1 protein-coding gene is annotated in these 19825 nt (G+C 62.0%); it reads left to right on the forward strand.

Features of this window, described 5'->3' with window-relative positions:
* Positions 1–18 precede the first annotated feature (18 nt).
* Positions 19–19818 (forward strand): Ig-like domain-containing protein, encoded by a 19800-nt coding sequence (locus tag U9O48_RS10030; RefSeq protein WP_324724230.1) that lies wholly within the window; start codon positions 19–21, stop codon positions 19816–19818.
* Positions 19819–19825: the final 7 nt, after the last annotated feature.

The raw sequence follows: 19825 nt of genomic DNA on the forward strand, positions 1-19825 counted from the left end.
CCTGCAATGGAGAATAATATGAATAAAACTAAAGTTGTTGATGTCATCGTTCGCAAGACGTCAGAGAAAACGGTATTGATGGGTGAAGGTAACCTGTCCGTATCGGTCTCTGCGCCGAGCGTGATTGAAATCCACGGTTCTGCCCAGGATGTGGCGCGTTATATTCGCCAGGGGAAAGATCTGCTGATTTATATGAAAGATGGCAGTGTGATTCGGTGCAATAACTATTTCGTCGAAGATCCTGACACGCAAAAGCAGTCTGAACTGGTGTTTAACGATCAGCAGGAGCTGACGCATATCGCCTTTGCCGATACGGCAGAGGGGGCGGGTCTGGCGGCCACGGAGTTGACCGCTCAGGCCACGCCGATTTCCAGCATCGAACCCTTCATGGCGCAGGACAACATTTTAAGCGATGCCCCGTGGGGCTGGATCGCAGGTGCGGCGCTGGGCGGCGGCGCCATCGGCGCGCTGCTGGCGCACGGGGATGACGGCGGAACCCGAACAAAAGTTATCGACAATACCAAAGAGGTCGAGAGCGCGACGCCGACCTTCATGGTCACGGACAAAGCGGGTGACAAGCAGGGTCTGCTGAGTGCAAAAGAGATCACGGATGACAACACCCCAACCTTTACCGGCTCCGGACAGCCGGGCGCGACCATTCAGGTCAAGGACAGCAGCGGCAGCACCATCGCCAGCACCATGGTTGGCGCGAATGGCAACTGGACCGTACAGCTGCCAACCCAGACTGACGGCGAACACACCTGGTCGGTCGTGCAAATCGACGGCAGCAAAACCACCGCGGCGGGCAGCATCACGCTGAACGTCGCCACGGCGGAAACCAGCGTTACGCTTGCGACGACGGCGGGTGATAATGTCATTAATGCCAGCGAGCAGTCGGCAGGGTTTACCCTCTCCGGCACCAGCAAAAACCTGGCTGAGGACACGGCGCTGACCGTCACGCTGAACGGGAAAACCTACACCACCAGCGTGAAGGCGAACGGCACCTGGAGCCTTGAGGTCCCGGCCACCGACGCCCAGGCGCTGGGGGAGGGGAACTGGACCGTCGCCGTGAGCGGGAAAGATGCGGCAGGTAACACCGTGACCGGCAGCCAGTCGCTGATTGTCGACACCCAGGCACCGGCCCTCACCGTGAACACGCTGGCGCAGGACAATATCATTAACGCCGCCGAACACGGCCAGGCGTTGATCCTGAGCGGCACCACCACCGCAGAGGCCGGGCAGATCGTCACGGTCACGCTCAATGATAAAAATTACACCGCGACCGTTGGCAGCGATGGCACATGGTCTCTGACCCTGGACGCCAGTGACGTCCAGGCGCTGGTCGACGGCGATCACACCCTGACGGCGAACGTCAGCGATAAGGCCGGTAACCCAGCGTCAACCACGGCCAATTTCGGCGTGGATACGGCAGCCCCGGTTGTCACCATTGATATCGTCTCGGGTGACGACGTGCTCAACACCACCGAGCAGGGCCAGGCGCAGATGATCTCCGGTCAGGCGAGCGGCGCGGCAGCGGGTGATGTGGTGAAACTCACCCTGGGCGATCAGACCTTTGTCGGCGTGGTGCTGGCGAACGGCAGCTGGCACATCGGTGTTCCGGCATCCGTGATTGGCGCGCTGGGCGAAGGCAGCCATGAGATTTCAGTCTCCGTCACCGACGCGGCAGGCAATACCGGCAGCGCAACCCGTGACATTGCCCTCAACGGCGCCCCGCCAGATTTTACGGTAGATACCCTGAGCCAGGACAACGTGCTGAACGCGCTGGAAGCCGTGCAGCCTCTCACCTTAAGCGGGACCAGCACGCTGCCGGACGGCAGTGCGGTAAGCGTCACGCTCAATGGCATCAACTACCAGACCACCGTCGAGAGCGGTGTCTGGTCCGTTGTGGTGCCGGTCTCTGATGTCCTGAACCTGGCGAACACTCTCTATACCGTCACCGTGAGCGGTACCGACAGCGTGGGCAATACCGGCTCCGCCACCGCGAACCTGCTGGTGGATACCGTTCTGCCACAGGTCATTATCAATACCTTCGCGGGTGACAACCTGGTGAACAACGCCGAAGCGGCGCAGGATCAAACCCTCAGCGGACGCGTCACCGGCGCGGCGGCGGGCGACAAGGTCTCCATTACCGTCGGCGGTCAAAGCTATACGGCGACAGTCGACGCCGATCTCAAATGGAGCGTGACCATCCCGGCTGCGGATCTCACCGCCTTTGGCGATGGCGATCTGACCTTTACCGCCTCGGTCACCAACGCCCACGGCAACACCGGCACCGGCGAGCGCGATATCAATATCAACGCCGAGCTGCCAGGCCTGCGCATCAACACCATTTCGGGCGATGATGTCATCAACGCCATCGAGCAGCAGCAGGATCTGACCGTCACCGGCTCCAGCACTCACCTGGCAGAAGGCACGCAGGTTATCGTGACCCTGAACGGCGTCGACTACCCGGCAGTGGTTGCCCAAAACGGCAGCTGGCAGATCGGCGTCCCGGCGGCTGACCTGCAAAACTGGAGCGCAGGCGACGTGCTGGTCACGGCCCACGCGGTGGATGCATGGGGCAACACCGTTACCGTCAATCACCCGATTGAACTCGACCTGAGCGCCGTGGCGATCGCTGTCGATACCATCAGCAGCGATGACATGCTCAACGCGGCAGAAAAAGCCGCCGATCTCACCCTCTCAGGCCAGACCCAGGGCGTGGAGCCGGGGCAGAGCGTGGTGGTGAAATTTGCCGATCAGACCTTCACCGCCCAGGTGCAGGAAGATGGCTCATGGAGCCTGACGGTGCCTGCCAGCGCGATGGACGGCTTAAGCGACGGACGGGCGCAGATCAGCGTGAGCGTGACCAACGTTCATGGCAACAGCGCCGACGCCGCGCGCGTGGTGATGGTTGACACCCTGGCGCCGACCGTGGCCATCGACAGCCTGACTGACGATAACATCATCAACGCGGCGGAAGCCGGGCAGGATCTGCTGCTCTCCGGTACCAGCAACGCCGAAGCGGGCCAGACGGTCACCGTGACCCTGAACGGTCAGCAGTACCAGACGACGGTGCAAAACAACGGCACCTGGCAGCTGAGCGTTCCGGCAGCCGACATGAGCGCGCTGGCGGATGGCAGCCTCACCGTCACGGCAAGCGTCAGCGACGTAGCGGGTAACAGCAGCAGCGTGGATCGCGTCAGCCTGGTGGATGCCACGGTTCCGCAGGTCACCATCAATCACTTCGTGACCGACACCAATACCGTCAACCAGGCGGCCCACTCTCAGGCGCAGATCCTGAGTGGCTCGGTCACGGGTGCCGCGGCCGGGGATGCGGTTACGATCACCATCAATAGCATTGAGTACAAAACCGTCGTGGATGCCGAGGGCAACTGGAGCCTCGGCCTACCTGCGTCCGTCGTACAGGGGCTGGCAGACGGCACCTGGACAATTGGTGTCTCTGTCACTGACGCCGCTGGCAACACCGGCAGCAGCTCGCTGGACGTGGTGGTCAACACCTTCACCCCTGTCATCGCCATCAACACCCTGGCGGTGGACGATGTGATCAACGCGACCGAGAAGGGCGAAGATCTGCTCCTTTCCGGGACCAGCAATCAGCCGGAAGGCACCACCGTGACGGTGAGCCTGAACGGTATCAATTACACCGCAACTACCGCAGCGGACGGCAGCTGGAGCGTGACCGTTCCGGCTTCCGCAGTGAGCGCGCTGGGTGAGGCGAACTACAGCGTGGCGGCCAGTGTCACCGACAGCGTCGGCAACAGCGCGTCGGCCTCTCACAATGTGCTGGTCGACAGCTCCCTGCCGGTGGTTTCCATCAACACCATCGCCGGTGACAACGTGGTGAACGCCGCGGAAGTGGCGGCGGGCCAGACCCTGACCGGCAGCGTGACTAACGCGGCGGCGGGCGACACCGTGACGATCACTCTCGGCGGACAGACTTACACCGCGACCGTGCAGGACGATCTCACCTGGAGCCTGCCGCTCGACAGCACCCTGCTGACGGCGCTCGGCGACGGCGATCTGACGGCGACTGTCAGCGTAACCAACGGCCACGGCAACACCAGCGCGTCATCTCTGGACTTCGCCATCGACGCTAACCTGCCGGGTCTGCGTATCGACACCGTGGCGGGCGACGATGTGATTAACATCATCGAACACGGCCAGAACCTGGTGATCTCCGGCTCCAGTACCGACCTGGTGGCGGGCAGCACGGTCACCCTGACCATCAACGGCAACGACTATGCGGCGACGGTTCTGGCAGACGGGACCTGGCTGGCAGCGGTTCCGGCGGCGGATGTCGCCCAGTGGGCGGACGGTGAACTGTCCATTAGCGCCAGCGCGCAGGACACCTCCGGTAACCCGGTCACCATCGGCACCCTGGTTGACGTCGACCTCGCTCCGGTTGCCATCAGCATCAACAGCGTCACCGACGACAACGTGCTGAACGCGGCTGAAAAAGGGCAGGATCTGGTTCTGTCCGGGTCGACGTCCGGCGTGGAAGCAGGCCAGACGGTATCCGTTATCTTCGGCGGCAAGGTTTACACCGCGACAGTGGATGCAGAGGGCAACTGGACCACCACCGTTCCTTCCGCAGATCTCGCGGGCCAGAAAGACGGCGACGCAACCGTGCAGGCGAGCGTCACCAACGTGAACGGAAACAGCGTCAGCGCGGCGCTGGACTACAGCGTGGACATCACCGCACCGACCGTCACCATTAACACCGTCAGCACTGACAACATGCTGAACGCAGCGGAAGCGGCGGCAGACCTGACCCTGAGCGGCACCTCGAGTGCGGAAGCGGGCCAGACCGTCACCGTGAGTTTCAACGGCAATCAATACAGTGCAACTGTGCAGGCGGACGGCAGCTGGACGCTCGACGTTCCGGCAGCAGACATGGCGGACATCGCAGACGGCAACGCGGCGATCACCGCGTCCGTGTCCGACAAAGCGGGGAATCCGGCGAGCACCGGCGCGTCCGTGCTGGTCGATGTCACCGTTCCGCAGATCACCTTCAACACCGTCTCCGGCGACGACGTGATCAACAGCACCGAGCACGGTCAGGCGCTGATGGTGTCTGGTTCCGTGACCGGCGCGCAGGCGGGTGATGTCATCACCGTGACCCTGAACGGCACCGAGTACACCGCGATGCTGGATGCAAACGGCAACTGGAGCGTGGGCATTCCTGCGGGAGACGTGGGCGCGCTGGTCAACGGCAACGTCACGATTTCAGCCACTGTCAGCGATAAAGCAGGCAACAGCACCAGCGCAACGCACGATGTGAGTGTGACTCTGGACGCGCCTGTTATCGCCATCGACACCCTGGCGGTGGATGATGTGATCAACGCGACCGAGAAGGGCGAAGATCTGCTGCTCTCCGGGACCAGCAATCAGCCGGAAGGCACCACCGTGACGGTGAGCCTGAACGGCATCAACTATACCGCGACCACCACAGCAGACGGCAGCTGGAGCGTCACCGTTCCGGCTTCCGCAGTCAGCGCGCTGGGCGAAGCCAACTACAGCGTGGCAGCCAGCGTCACCGACAGCGTCGGCAACAACGCATCTGCAACGCATGACGTGCTGGTCGACAGTTCCCTGCCGGTGGTTTCTATCAATACCCTGGCGGGTGATAACGTGGTGAACGCCGCGGAAGTGGTGGCGGGTCAGACCCTGACCGGCAGCGTAACCAATGCGGCGGCGGGCGACACCGTGACTATCACTCTCGGCGGACAGACCTACACCGCGACCGTGCAGGACGATCTGACCTGGAGCCTGCCGCTCGACAGCACCCTGCTGACGGCACTCGGCGACGGTGATCTGACGGCGACTGTCAGCGTGACCAACGGCCATGGCAACACCAGCGCCTCGTCCCTGGACTTCGCGATTGATGCCAACCTGCCGGGTCTGCGTATCGATACCGTGGCGGGCGACGATGTGATTAACATCATCGAGCACGGTCAGAACCTGGTGATCTCCGGCTCCAGCACCGATCTGGTGGCGGGCAGCACGGTCACCCTGACCATCAACGGCAACGACTATGCGGCCACCGTTCTGGCAGACGGCACCTGGCTGGCAGCGGTTCCGGCGGCAGATGTCGCGCAGTGGGCGGACGGTGAACTGTCCATCAGCGCCAGCGCGCAGGACACCTCCGGTAACCCGGTCACCATCGGCACCCTGGTTGACGTCGACCTCGCTCCGGTTGCCATCAGCATCAACAGCGTCACCGACGACAACGTGCTGAACGCGGCTGAAAAAGGGCAGGATCTGGTTCTGTCCGGTTCCACGTCCGGCGTGGAGGCGGGCCAGACGGTGTCAGTTATCTTCGGCGGCAAGGTCTACACCACGACCGTGGATGCCGACGGCAACTGGAGCACCACCGTACCTTCCGCTGACCTCGCGGGCCAGAAAGACGGCGACGCCAGCGTGCAGGCCAGCGTCACCAACGTGAACGGCAACAGCGTCAGCGCGGCGCTGGACTACAGCGTGGACATCACCGCACCGACCGTCACCATCAACACCGTCAGCAACAACAACATGCTGAACGCAGCGGAAGCGGCGGCAGACCTGACCCTGAGCGGCACGTCGAGTGCGGAAGCGGGCCAGACTGTCACCGTGACCTTCAACGGCAATCAGTACAGTGCAACTGTGCAGGCCGACGGCAGCTGGACGCTCGACGTTCCGGCGGCAGACATGGCGGGGATCGCAGACGGCAACGCGGCGATCACCGCATCCGTGTCCGACAAAGCGGGTAACCCGGCGAGCACCGGCGCGTCCGTGCTGGTCGATGTCACCGTCCCGCAGATCACCTTCAACACCGTCTCCGGCGATGATGTGATCAACAGCACCGAACGCGGCGAAGCCCTGATGGTATCCGGCTCCGTGACGGGCGCGCAGGCGGGTGACGTCGTCACCGTGACCCTGAACGGCACCGAGTACACCGCGATGCTGGATGCAAACGGCAACTGGAGCATCGGCGTTCCGGCAGAGGACGTGTGGGCTCTGGACACCGGCAACTCCACGATTTCGGCGATGGTCACCGATAAAGCGGGTAACAGCACCAGCGCGACGCATGATGTGGCGGTGATCGTGGATGTCCCACAGATCGCCTTCAATTCCATCGCGATCGATAACGTGATCAATGCTACCGAGAAAGGCGAAGATCTGCTGCTGACGGGGTATAGCAACCAGCCGGAAGGCACCACTATCACGGTGAGACTGAACGATGGCTACTTCTATACCACCACGGCGGCGGACGGCAGCTGGAGCGTAACCGTTCCTGCCAATCAGGTTGGCTGGCTGGGCGAGGCGAACTACCGCCTGACGGCCAGCGTTACCGACAGCGTGGGTAACACCGGATCGGCTGTCAGCGATGTGCTGGTCAATACGGCGCTGCCGCTCGTCACCCTGAACACCATCGCCGGTGACGATGTGGTGAACGCCGCAGAAGTCGCGGCGGGACAGACCATCAGCGGTAAAGTGTCGAACGCGGAAGCGGGCAACACGGTCACCCTGACCATCGGTGGCAACACCTACACTGCTACGGTTCAGGACGATCTGACCTGGTCGGTGAACGTCCCGGCTGATGTATTAACGGCTATCGGCAATGGCGATTTGACCGTAACCGCCTCCGTGACCAATGGCGTGGGCAACACCGGTTCTGTCGAGCGCGATATCACTATCGACGCTAACCTGCCGGGCCTGCGTATCGATACCGTGGCGGGCGACGATGTGATCAACAGTATCGAGCACGGCCAGAACCTGATCGTTACCGGTTCCAGCGACGGTCTGACCGCAGGCACTCTGCTGACCGTCACCGTTAACAGCAAAACCTACCCGGCAACCATACTGGCAGACGGCACCTGGTCCGCAGCCGTTCCAGCGGCAGACGTTAACGCGTTTGCGGCAGGCAGCGTAACCGTGACCGTAGAAGGCCAGAGCACAGCGGGTAACCCGGTTTCCATCAGCCACGACGTGACCGTCGATCTGGCAGAAGTCGCGATCAGCATCGACGTGGTCTCTACCGACGACGTGATCAACGCGGCTGAGAAGGGCGCAGATCTGGTCCTGTCCGGCTCCACGTCTAACGTGGAAGAAGGCCAGACTGTGTCAGTTACCTTCGGCGGCAAGTCCTACACCGCAAATGTGGACGCAGACGGCAACTGGACCACCACCGTTCCGGCAGCGGATCTGACCAACCTCAAAGACGGCGATGCCAGTGTTCAGGCAAGCGTCACCAACGTGAACGGCAACAGCGCCTCGGCAGGCCGCGAGTACAGCGTCGATGCGACCGCGCCGACGGTGACCATCGACATTATCAGCGATGACAACATCCTCAATGCGACCGAAGCGCAGGCCGAGCTGACCATTAACGGGACGAGTAATGCCGAAGCCGGTCAGACTGTCACCGTCACCCTAAACGGCGTGGATTACACCACTGTCGTACAGGACAACGGGACATGGAGTCTGACCGTTCCAGCCGCTGACCTTGGTACCCTCGGCGATGGTACTTATACCGTCAACGCCTCCGTCTCTGACAAAGCAGGTAACCCTGCATCGGCGGCGCGCGACGTGCTGGTCGACATCACGGTTCCACAGCTGACCATCAACACCGTCTCCGGCGATGATGTGATCAATACCACTGAGCACGGCCAGGCGCTGATCGTCAGCGGCTCTGCGACCGGCGCGGCGGCAGGTGATCTGGTGACCGTCACGGTGAACGACAAATCCTACACTGCGGTTCTGGATGGCTCTGGCAACTGGAGCATTGGCATTCCGGCTGCGGACGTGGGCGCACTGACTGCCGGGGATTACACCGTTACTGCGGCGTTAACCGATAAAGCGGGCAACAGCAACAGCACCACGCACGATGTGGCAGTCAACCTGACGGCCCCTGTTCTGACCATCGGCACGGTTTCCGGCGACGATGTGATCAACAGCAGCGAAAAAACGCAGGATCTGACCATCAGCGGTACTGCGACGGGGCTGGCGGCGGGGGCGATTGTCACCGTGATGCTCAACGGCAAAGCCTACAGCGCAACGGTGGACGATAACGGCCTGTGGACGACGACGGTTCCTGCCGATCAGGTGGGTGCCCTGGGTGAAGCGCTCTACGATATCACCGCTTCGGCGACGGATAGCGTGGGCAACAGCTCCAGCACAACTCACACCGTGAATGTCGGATCGGCACTGCCTGGCGTGACAATTAACACTATCGCCGGTGACGACGTGGTCAATGCCGCGGAAGTGGCGGCTGGCCAGACTATCAGCGGCAAAGTGGTGAACGCGGAAGCGGGCAACACCGTGACGCTGACCATCGGCGGCAACACTTACACCGCAACGGTGCAGAGCGATCTGACCTGGTCGGTGAACGTTCCTGCGGACGTGCTGACGGCGCTCGGCAACGGCGATCTCACCGTTGTAGCTTCCGTGACCAACGGCGTAGGCAACACCGGTTCCGGCGAGCGCGATATCACTATCGACGCCAACCTGCCAGGCCTGCGAGTGGATACCGTGGCGGGCGACGATGTCATTAACAGCATCGAGCACGGGCAGAACCTGATTATCACTGGCTCCAGCGATGGTCTGGCACAAGGCACTCTGCTGACTGTCACCGTTAACGGCAAAACCTACCCGGCCACCGTGCTGGCAGACGGCACCTGGTCCGCCGCTGTTCCGGCGACAGATGTCAGCGCACTGGCAGCAGGCAGCGTAACAGTAACCGTTGAAGGGCAGAGCACCGCGGGTAACCCGGTCGCTATCAGCCACGACGTGATCGTCGATCTGGCAGAAGTCGCGATCAGCATCGACGTGGTCTCTACCGACGACGTGATCAACGCGGCTGAGAAGGGCGCTGATCTGGTCCTGTCCGGCTCCACGTCCAACGTAGAAGCAGACCAGACTGTGTCAGTTACCTTCGGCGGCAAGTCCTACACCGCAAGCGTGGACGCAGACGGCAACTGGACCACCACCGTTCCGGCGGCGGATCTGGCCAGCCTCAAAGACGGCGATGCCAGCGTGCAGGTAAGCGTCACCAACGTTAACGGCAACAGCGCCTCAGCAGGCCGCGAGTACAGCGTCGATGCCACGGCTCCAACCGTGACCATCAGCACCATTGCGGCTGACGACATGCTTAACGCCACCGAAGCGCAGGCGGATCTGACTCTCAACGGCACCAGCACCGCGGAAGCGGGGCAGACGGTGACCCTGAGCCTGAACGGCGTGGATTACACCACCACCGTGGGCGCAGATGGCAACTGGAGCGTCACGGTTCCGGCGGCCGATCTGGCAGCACTGAGTGACGGCACCCTGACCGTAACGGCAGTCGTCAGCGACAAAGCGGGCAACCCGGCGTCGGTGGATCACACCCTGACGGTCGATCTGACAGCACCGGTGGTCACCATCAACACCGTCGCAGGCGATGACGTGATCAACCTGGCGGAACATGCTCAGGCGCAGATCATCAGCGGCTCCGCCACCGGCGCGGCAGCGGGCGATAAGGTCACTGTCACTGTTGGCGGCCAGACCTACACCACCGTGCTCGACGCGGCGGGCAACTGGAGCGTGGGTGTTCCGGCGAGCGTCATCTCTGCATTGCAGGACGGTTCTGTGACCATCAGCGCCAGCGTCACCGATGTGGCGGGCAACACCGGCACCGGCACACACGACGTGACGGTCGACACCGGTCTGCCATCCGTGGGCTTCGACGCCATTTCAGCCGATAACGTGCTGAACGCGGTCGAGAAAGGCCAGGATCTGAACGTCAGCGGTACCAGCGCGAACCTGTCCGAAGGCACCCTGGTGACGGTTTCCCTGAACGGCAAGAACTACACCGCGACCACGGCAGCGGACGGCAGCTGGAGCCTGACGGTTCCGGCAGCGGATCTCGCAGCCCTGGGTGAAGCGAACTACACCCTGAGCGCAGCCGCGACCAGCGATGTGGGCAACAGCATCAGCAACACCGCGAACCTGCGGGTGGATACGGCGCTGCCTGGTGTGACCCTCAACACCATCGCCGGTGACGACGTGATCAACGCGGCGGAAGTCGCGGCGGGCCAGAACATCAGCGGTAAAGTGGTGAACGCAGAGGCGGGCAACACCGTGACGCTGACCATCGGTGGCAACACTTACACTGCAACGGTTCAGAGCGATTTGACCTGGTCGGTGAACGTTCCTGCGGACGTGCTGACGGCGCTCGGCAACGGCGATCTCACCGTTGTAGCTTCCGTGACTAACGGCGTGGGCAACACCGGTTCCGGCGAGCGTGATATGACTATCAATGCGAACATTCCGGGCCTGCGTGTCGACACCGTGGCGGGCGACGATGTGATCAACAGCATCGAGCACGGGCAGAACCTGATTATCACTGGCTCCAGCGATGGTCTGGCACAAGGCACTCTGCTGACCGTCACCGTGAACGGCAAAACCTACCCGGCCACCGTGCTGGCAGACGGCACCTGGTCCGCCGCCGTTCCGGCGACAGACGTCAGCGCACTGGCAGCAGGCAGCGTGACAGTCACTGTTGAAGGGCAGAGCGGCGCGGGTAACCCTGTTGCGATCAGCCACGACGTCACCGTCGATCTGGCAGAGGTGGCGATCAGCATTGACGTGATCTCCACCGACGACGTGATCAACGCGGCAGAGAAGGGCGTCGATCTGGTCCTGTCTGGCTCCACGTCCAACGTGGAAGCAGGCCAGACGGTGTCAGTCACCTTCGGCGGCAAGTCCTACACCGCAAGCGTGGACGCGGAAGGCAACTGGACCACCACCGTTCCTTCTGCCGATCTGACCAACCTGAAAGACGGCGATGCCAGCGTGCAGGCAAGCGTCACCAACGTGAACGGCAACAGCGCGTCGGCAGGCCGCGAGTACAGCGTCGATGCCACGGCACCAACCGTGACCATCAGCACCATTGCGGCTGACGACATGCTGAACGCGACCGAAGCACAGGCGGATCTGACTCTCACCGGCACCAGCACCGCAGAAGCGGGGCAGACGGTGACCCTGAGCCTGAACGGTGTGGATTACACCACCACCGTGGGCGCAGACGGCAACTGGAGCGTCACGGTTCCGGCAGCAGATCTGGCCGCCCTGAATGACGGTGTCCTGACTGTGACCGCTTCCGTCAGCGACAAAGCGGGCAACCCGGCATCGGTGGATCACACCCTGACGGTCGATCTGACCGCACCGGTGGTCACCATCAACACCGTGGCAGGTGATGACGTGATCAACCTGGCGGAACACGCTCAGGCACAGATCATCAGCGGCTCCGCCACCGGCGCGGCCGCGGGCGATAAGGTCACTGTCACTGTTGGCGGCCAGACCTACACCACCGTGCTGGATGCGGCGGGCAACTGGAGCGTCGGCGTACCGGCGAGCGTGATTTCCGCGCTGCAGGACGGTTCTGTGACCATCAGCGCCAGCGTCACCGACGTGGCGGGCAACACCGGCACCGGCACGCACGACGTGACGGTCGACACCGGTCTGCCATCCGTGGGCTTCGACGCCATTTCAGCCGACAACGTGTTGAACGCGGTCGAGAAAGGCCAGGATCTTAACGTCAGCGGCACCAGCGCGAACCTGTCCGAAGGCACCCAGGTGACGGTTTCCCTGAACGGCAAGAACTACACCGCGACCACGGCAGCCGACGGCAGCTGGAGCCTGACGGTTCCGGCAGCGGATCTGGCAGCCCTGGGCGAAGCGAACTATACCCTGAGCGCAGCCGCGACCAGCGATGTGGGCAACAGCATCAGCAACACCGCGAACCTGCGGGTGGATACGGCGCTGCCTGGTGTGACCATCAACACTATCGCCGGTGATGACGTGGTGAACGCCGCAGAAGTCGCGGCAGGCCAGACCATCAGCGGTAAAGTGTCGAACGCGGAAGCTGGCAACACGGTCACCCTGACCATTGGCGGCAACACCTACACCGCAACGGTTCAGGACGATCTGACCTGGTCGGTGAACGTCCCGGCTGATGTATTAACGGCTATCGGCAATGGCGATCTGACCGTAACCGCCTCCGTGACCAATGGCGTGGGCAACACCGGTTCCGTCGAGCGCGATATCACTATCGACGCCAACCTGCCGGGTCTGCGTGTCGACACTGTCGCGGGTGACGATGTGATCAACAGCATCGAGCACGGCCAGAACCTGATTATCACCGGTTCCAGCGACGGCCTGACGGCAGGCACTCTGCTGACCGTCACCGTTAACGGCAAAACCTATCCGGCAACGGTGCTGGCAGACGGCACCTGGTCCGCCGCCGTTCCAGCGGCAGACGTTAACGCGTTTGCGGCAGGCAGCGTAACCGTGAGCGTTGAAGGGCAGAGCACCGCGGGTAACCCGGTCGCCATCAGCCACGACGTGACCGTCGATCTGGCAGAAGTTGCGATCAGCATCGACGTGGTCTCTACAGACGACGTGATCAACGCGGCTGAGAAGGGCGCAGATCTGGTTCTTTCCGGCTCCACGTCCAACGTGGAAGAAGGCCAGACTGTGTCAGTTACCTTCGGCGGTAAATCCTACACCGCAAGCGTGGACGCAGACGGCAACTGGACTACCACCGTTCCGGCGGCGGACCTGACCAGCCTGAAAGACGGCGACGCCAGCGTGCAGGCCAGCGTCACCAACGTGAACGGCAACAGCGCGTCGGCGGGCCGCGAGTACAGCGTCGATGCCACGGCGCCAACCGTGATCATCGATACGGTGGCAAGCGACAATGTGATCAACGGCAGCGAAGCGGCGGCGGGTGTAGCCATTACCGGCTCCACGACGGCGGAAGTCGGTCAGACGGTCACCGTGACTCTGGGCGGCAACAGTTACACCGCGCAGGTTCAGCAGGGCGGCATCTGGAGCGTAACGGTTCCGACGGCAGACCTGACGGCGATGGCCGACAGCGGCTACACCGTCCAGGCGAGCGTTAACGATGCAGCAGGTAACCCAGGAAGCGCCGATAAGGTCATTACCCTGGATACCACGCCGCCGGTCATTAGCTTCAACACCGTTGCAGGCGATGACGTGATCAACCGCGAGGAGCACGCGCAGGCGCAGATCGTCAGCGGCACCACCACCGGCGCGAGCGTCGGCGATAAGCTGGTGATCACTATCGGGGCGAATCAGTACACCACCACCGTCGATGCCAGCGGAAACTGGAGCGTGGGCGTACCGGCAAGCGTGATCTCGGCGCTGCAGGACGGGACCACCACCATCAGCGCGACCATCACTGACGGCGCGGGCAACAGCAGCACCCAGACCCACGACGTGGCGATCAACACCGCATCGGTGATGTTGACCGTTAACACCATTAGCGATGATGACGTGATCAACGCGGCGGAAGCGGGCAATGCGCTGACGATCGGTGGGTCAAGCGCGCAGTTCGCCAGCGGGACGCAGGTGACGGTCACCCTGAACGGCAAGAACTATGTGGCGACCATTCAGGACGATGGCTCCTGGACGACGACCGTACCGGCAACGGACGTCGCGGCGCTGGCCGATGGCGGAAACTATGGCGTGTTCGTCTCTGCCGAGGACAGCGTAGGCAACAGCGCAACGGCATCGCACGCTATCAGTGTCGATCTCACCGCGCCGGTGGTCAGCATCGCGACCCTCTCCGGGGATGACGTGCTGAACGCAGCCGAAGCGCAGCAGCCGCTGACGGTCAATGGCTCCTCCAGTGCTGAAGCGGGTCAAACCGTGACGGTCACGCTGGGTGGGAAAACCTATACCGCGACGGTCGCCAGTGACGGCACCTGGACGCTGGATGTTCCGGCAACGGACCTGTCCACCCTGAGCCAGGGGGCCCTGACGGTCACCGCATCGGTGAACGATAAGGCGGGCAATAACGGTCAGACCACGCATACCCTGACGGTCGATACCCTTGCACCAACGGTCACGATTGCAGCGGTGGCGGGCGACGATATTGTCAACAATACCGAGCAGCTGGCGGGCCAGACGATCAGCGGGACCACCACGGCGGAGCAGGGCCAGATTGTGACGGTCTCCTTCAACGGTCACAGCTATCAGGCGACTGCGGCGGCGGATGGCACATGGTCGGTGTTCGTTCCAGGGCGTGATTTCCTCGGCCTGAGCGACGGAAGCTACACCATTACGGCGTCCGTGAGTGATAAAGCGGGCAACCCGGGCAGCGGCACGCACGATGTGACCCTCAGCGGGGATGTTCCGACCATCACCATCAACACCTTTGCCGAGGATGACATCGTCAGCGCCGCCGAGCACGGCACGCCGCTTATGATCAATGGCACCACCGACGCGCCTGCGGGCCAGACGGTGACCATTACGCTGAACGGCAAAACCTACACCACTACGGTGCAGAACGACGGGACCTGGAGCACGACGCTGGGCAGCGCAGATGTCACGGCCCTGGCCGATGGCGGCGCTTATGTCATCAATGCGCAGGTGAGCAACGCTATCGGCAACAGCGTCAGCGCAGACCACACCATCAACGTGGATCTGACCGCGCCGTCGATGGGCATCAGCATTGATTCGCTGCAAAACGATACCGGCCTGAGCGGGAGTGATTTCATCACCAGCGACAGCTCGGTGGTCGTCAACGGCTCCCTGACGGCGCAGCTCGGTAACAACGAGAAAGCGCAGATCAGCCTCGACGGCGGCACCACCTGGACTGACCTGACGGTGACCGGCACGACATGGCGCTACAGCGACAGCCGCACCCTGACCGACGGGACTTACCAGTATCAGGTTCGTGTGATCGATAACGCAGGCAACGTCGGCGCAACCGACAGCCAGGATGTGGTGATCGACCTGACGGCTCCGGCGGCCACCATCATTACCGTGGATGCGGTGACTCAGGATACGGGTCTGTCGGCGAGTGATTTCATCACCAGCGACAACCAGATCAGCCTGAAAGGAACCCTGGGTGCGACGCTCGCCAGCGGTGAGCACGCGCAGATCAGTATTGACGGCGGCGTGACCTGGAGCGATGTCAGCGTCAGCGGCACGAGCTGGACTTACGTCGATGGCCGTACGCTGGCCGATGGGGATTACAACTACCAGCTGCGCGTGATTGACGATGCGGGCAACATCAGCGCCAGCGTAAGCCAGGTGGTGACGATTGATACCACCGTGCCGGACGCCAGCAAAGTCATCACCATCGACAGCATCTCGGACGATACGGGCCTGAGCAACAGCGACTTTATCACCAACGATACGTCCCTGACGGTGAACGGAACGCTGGCGGCGACGCTCTCTGAGGGTGAGTACGCGCAGATCAGCATCGACGGCGGCGTGACCTGGCAGAACGTCAACGTGACCGGCAACAGCTGGTTCTACACTGACACGCGTACGCTGGATAACGGCACCTACACCTACTTCGTACGTGTCGTTGATGCGGCGGGCAATATCGGATCTAACGCCCAGCAGCAGGTGACCGTTGACACCGTCGCACCGGACGCGGCGATCACCGTGACCGTGGATAACATTGCCGTGGATACCGGCTTTGATAACAACGACTTCCTGACCAGCTCAACGTCGTACACCCTGAACGGCACGCTGGGCGCAGCGCTCGGCAGCAATGAGTTTGTGCAGGTGAGTATGGACGGCGGCACGACCTGGGTTTACGCCGAAGTCAATGGCACGCAGTGGAGCTACAACGACGCGCGTACTCTGACTGATGGCAGCTATAACTATCAGGTTCGCGTGGTTGACCAGGCGGGTAACGTGGGGGCAACCACCTCGCAGGCGGTCACTGTGGATACGCAGTCGCCACAGTACGGCATCACCATTGACAGCATCAGTGATGATACCGGGCAGTCCACCAGTGATTTCATCACCATGGACACCACGCTGACGGTGAACGGTTCACTGGGCAGCGCGCTGGCCAGCGATGAACGTGTGCAGATCAGCCTGGACGGCGGCAACACCTGGATCGATGCCAGCGTCACCAACCAGCGCTGGAGCTACGTGGACACGCGTGAACTGGCTGACGGGGATTACACCTATCAGGTGCGGATTATCGATCAGGCGGGCAACGTCGGGTCAACCACCTCTCAGGAAGTGACGGTTGATACCACCGTGCCAGCCACGGTGGGGACGGTGGTGAGCTACACCGATTCGGAAGGCGAGCGCCAGGGGACCTTCGGCTCCTCGGTGACCACGGACGATACGTCACCGGTGATTACCGGCACGCTGAACCGTGCGCCGGATGAGGGTGAGATCATGCAGCTGTATCGTGACGGGATCCTGCTGGGTCAGGTCACGATGAACGGCAGCGCCAGCTGGTCCTTCCAGGATAACGGCCTGAGCGACGGGAACCACACCTACGTTCTGCGTATCACGGATCTCGCGGGGAACTACACCGAATCTGCCGGGTTTGTGCTGGGTGTGGATACCAGCGTACCGACTACGGTGGCGACGGTGACCGCTCAGACGACCTCGGATACCACACCGATCGTCGGCGGGAATGTCTCTGCCGATCTGGAGAACGGCGAGTACCTGGAAGTGAAGGTGAACGGTAAAACCTACACCTCCCAGACCGGCGGTGCGGTGGTGGTCGATCCTGACCATAACACCTGGTATCTGCAGATCCCGGACAGCGATACCTTAGCGGTGGCGAGCTATGACGTGACGGCGCAGGTGAAGAGCAGCGCGGGTAACGGGAATAACACCGGCGTGACCACCGGTAGCCTGGTCATTGGTACCACGACGGTGAATACCGACTGGGCAACCACGGCGGGGAATTCGAACAACGAAGCCATGTCGGTGGGGCTGAACAGCAGCGGTCTGTGGACGATTATTGCGAACGGACAGGCTTATTCCAGCAGCGATGCGTCGACCTACGCGGCAAACGCCCTGACCAACACCCGTGGGGGGAACGTCATCAGCTATACCTCTGCGGACTATGACCGTAACGGGACGATGGACGTGTTTGCGACGGAGACCTCGTATACCAACAACACTCAGGTGATGTGGACCTACGACGGGAGCAGCTACACCGGTAGCCAGCAGGCGATGGGCGCGGCGATCTACTACGGCGGTGTGATTGCCTACGACAAGACCGGCGATGGTTATCTGGATATGGCTTACGGAGATGCGGGTATGGACTCCCTGACCTATCTGGTGAACAACAACGGCGTGCTGACGCCGGACGGCACCGGTGGGGAAGGTGGCTTCTATGGTCAGTTCGATTCCGGGCGCGAAATCTCCGGCGTCGACATCAACAACGATGGTGCCGTGGATGTGGTGCAGCACACTAACCGAAGCAGCGCCTATACGCTGACCGTGATTTCCAACAGCGGCACCGGGACTCTGTCCGTGGGCCAGGACATCACCAACGTGTTTGTCGGTAACAGCGCGAATACCACCACGGCGGCGTCAATGACGTGGGCGGACTTCAACGGCGATGGCTACATGGACCTGTATCTGGGGACCACCTACAACAACAACGGCGGGGTGATTTACTACAACGACGGTGCCGGCAAACTCCTGACCACCAAGAGTGCGGTCGAGGCGTCTAACGCCACGGCGGGTTATCTCTCCGTGGCCGTGGACTGGAACGCCGATGGCCAGATGGACATCGTCAAACTCAGCACCTACGGCGGTTCGCAGACGGCAACCCTGTTCACCAACAACGGCTACGGCTCCACCTGGACTTCAAGCCAGCTGGCGTCGGCGCTGGTGAACGTGACGGGTATGGCGGCAGTGGATTACAACTGGGATGGTGCTCAGGATCTGCTGGTGTCTCAGCAGAACGGCAAAGTGGTTCTGCTCCAGAACAGCAAGACCATCACCGACGGTACCGCGATGCACCTGCACATTGTGGATAGCGAAGGCATCAACGCCTACTACGGGAATACGGTCAATCTGTATAACGCAGCAGGTGTCCTGGTGGCATCGCAGATCATCAACGCCCAGTCGGGTGTGGGGTCGAACGACACCACGGCACTGGTGAGTTTCTACGGTCTGGATCCTAGCGAAACCTACTCGGCGCAGATTGTGAAGATCACCAACGGCGTGTCGGATAACGTTACCTGGGACGGTCTGGAAGCGGGCAACGGTAAAGAGGGCTATGTCCTAACCGCCGAAGCGGCAACCGGCGTCCACAGCGGAACGATCACCGGGACCGGGTATAACGACACCTTCGTGGCAGAAGATGGCACCTATACCTATAACGGCTCCGGCGGCTGGAATACCACCTCCGACTATGACACCTGGAGCAATACCGGTGGCATGGACGTGGTGGACTACCGGAATGCGACGTCGGCGGTCACCGTTGACCTGCGTCTGTCCACGGCCCAGGACACGGGCTTTGGCACCTCGCGACTGCTGAACATTGAAGGTATTAACGGCTCGGACTACAACGATGTCATCACCGGTAACAGCAGTGATAACCAGTTCGAAGGCCGCGGCGGGAATGACACCTTCAATATCGGCAGCGGGGGACACGATACGTTGCTCTATAAGCTGATCAACGCCTCGGATGCCACGGGCGGTAACGGCAGTGATGTGGTGAACGGGTTCACCGTCGGCACCTGGGAAGGGACCGCGGATACGGATCGCATCGACCTGCGCGATCTGCTCTCCGGCAGCGGTTACACCGGCACGGGCTCCGCGAGCTACGTGAACGGCGTGGCGGCGCTGGACAGCAGTGCGGGCAACGTTGCCGATTACATTCGTGTGGTGCAAAACGGCAGCAATACCGAGATCCAGGTTGACCTGGACGGGTCGAGCGGCCAGTTCACACCGACCACGCTGGTGACACTCAACGGCGTGCAGACGGACCTGGCCACGCTGCTGGCTAACCATCAACTGTTGATTGCGTAAAACAACG

Origin of the sequence: Lelliottia sp. JS-SCA-14 (genome assembly GCF_035593345.1) — a bacterium.
Lineage (GTDB): Bacteria > Pseudomonadota > Gammaproteobacteria > Enterobacterales > Enterobacteriaceae > Enterobacter > Enterobacter wanjuensis.

Excerpts from the sequence above, each read along its gene's own strand:
- U9O48_RS10030 (WP_324724230.1), top strand. The coding sequence starts at position 19 with ATGAATAAAACTAAAGTTGTTGATGTCATCGTTCGCAAGACGTCAGAG.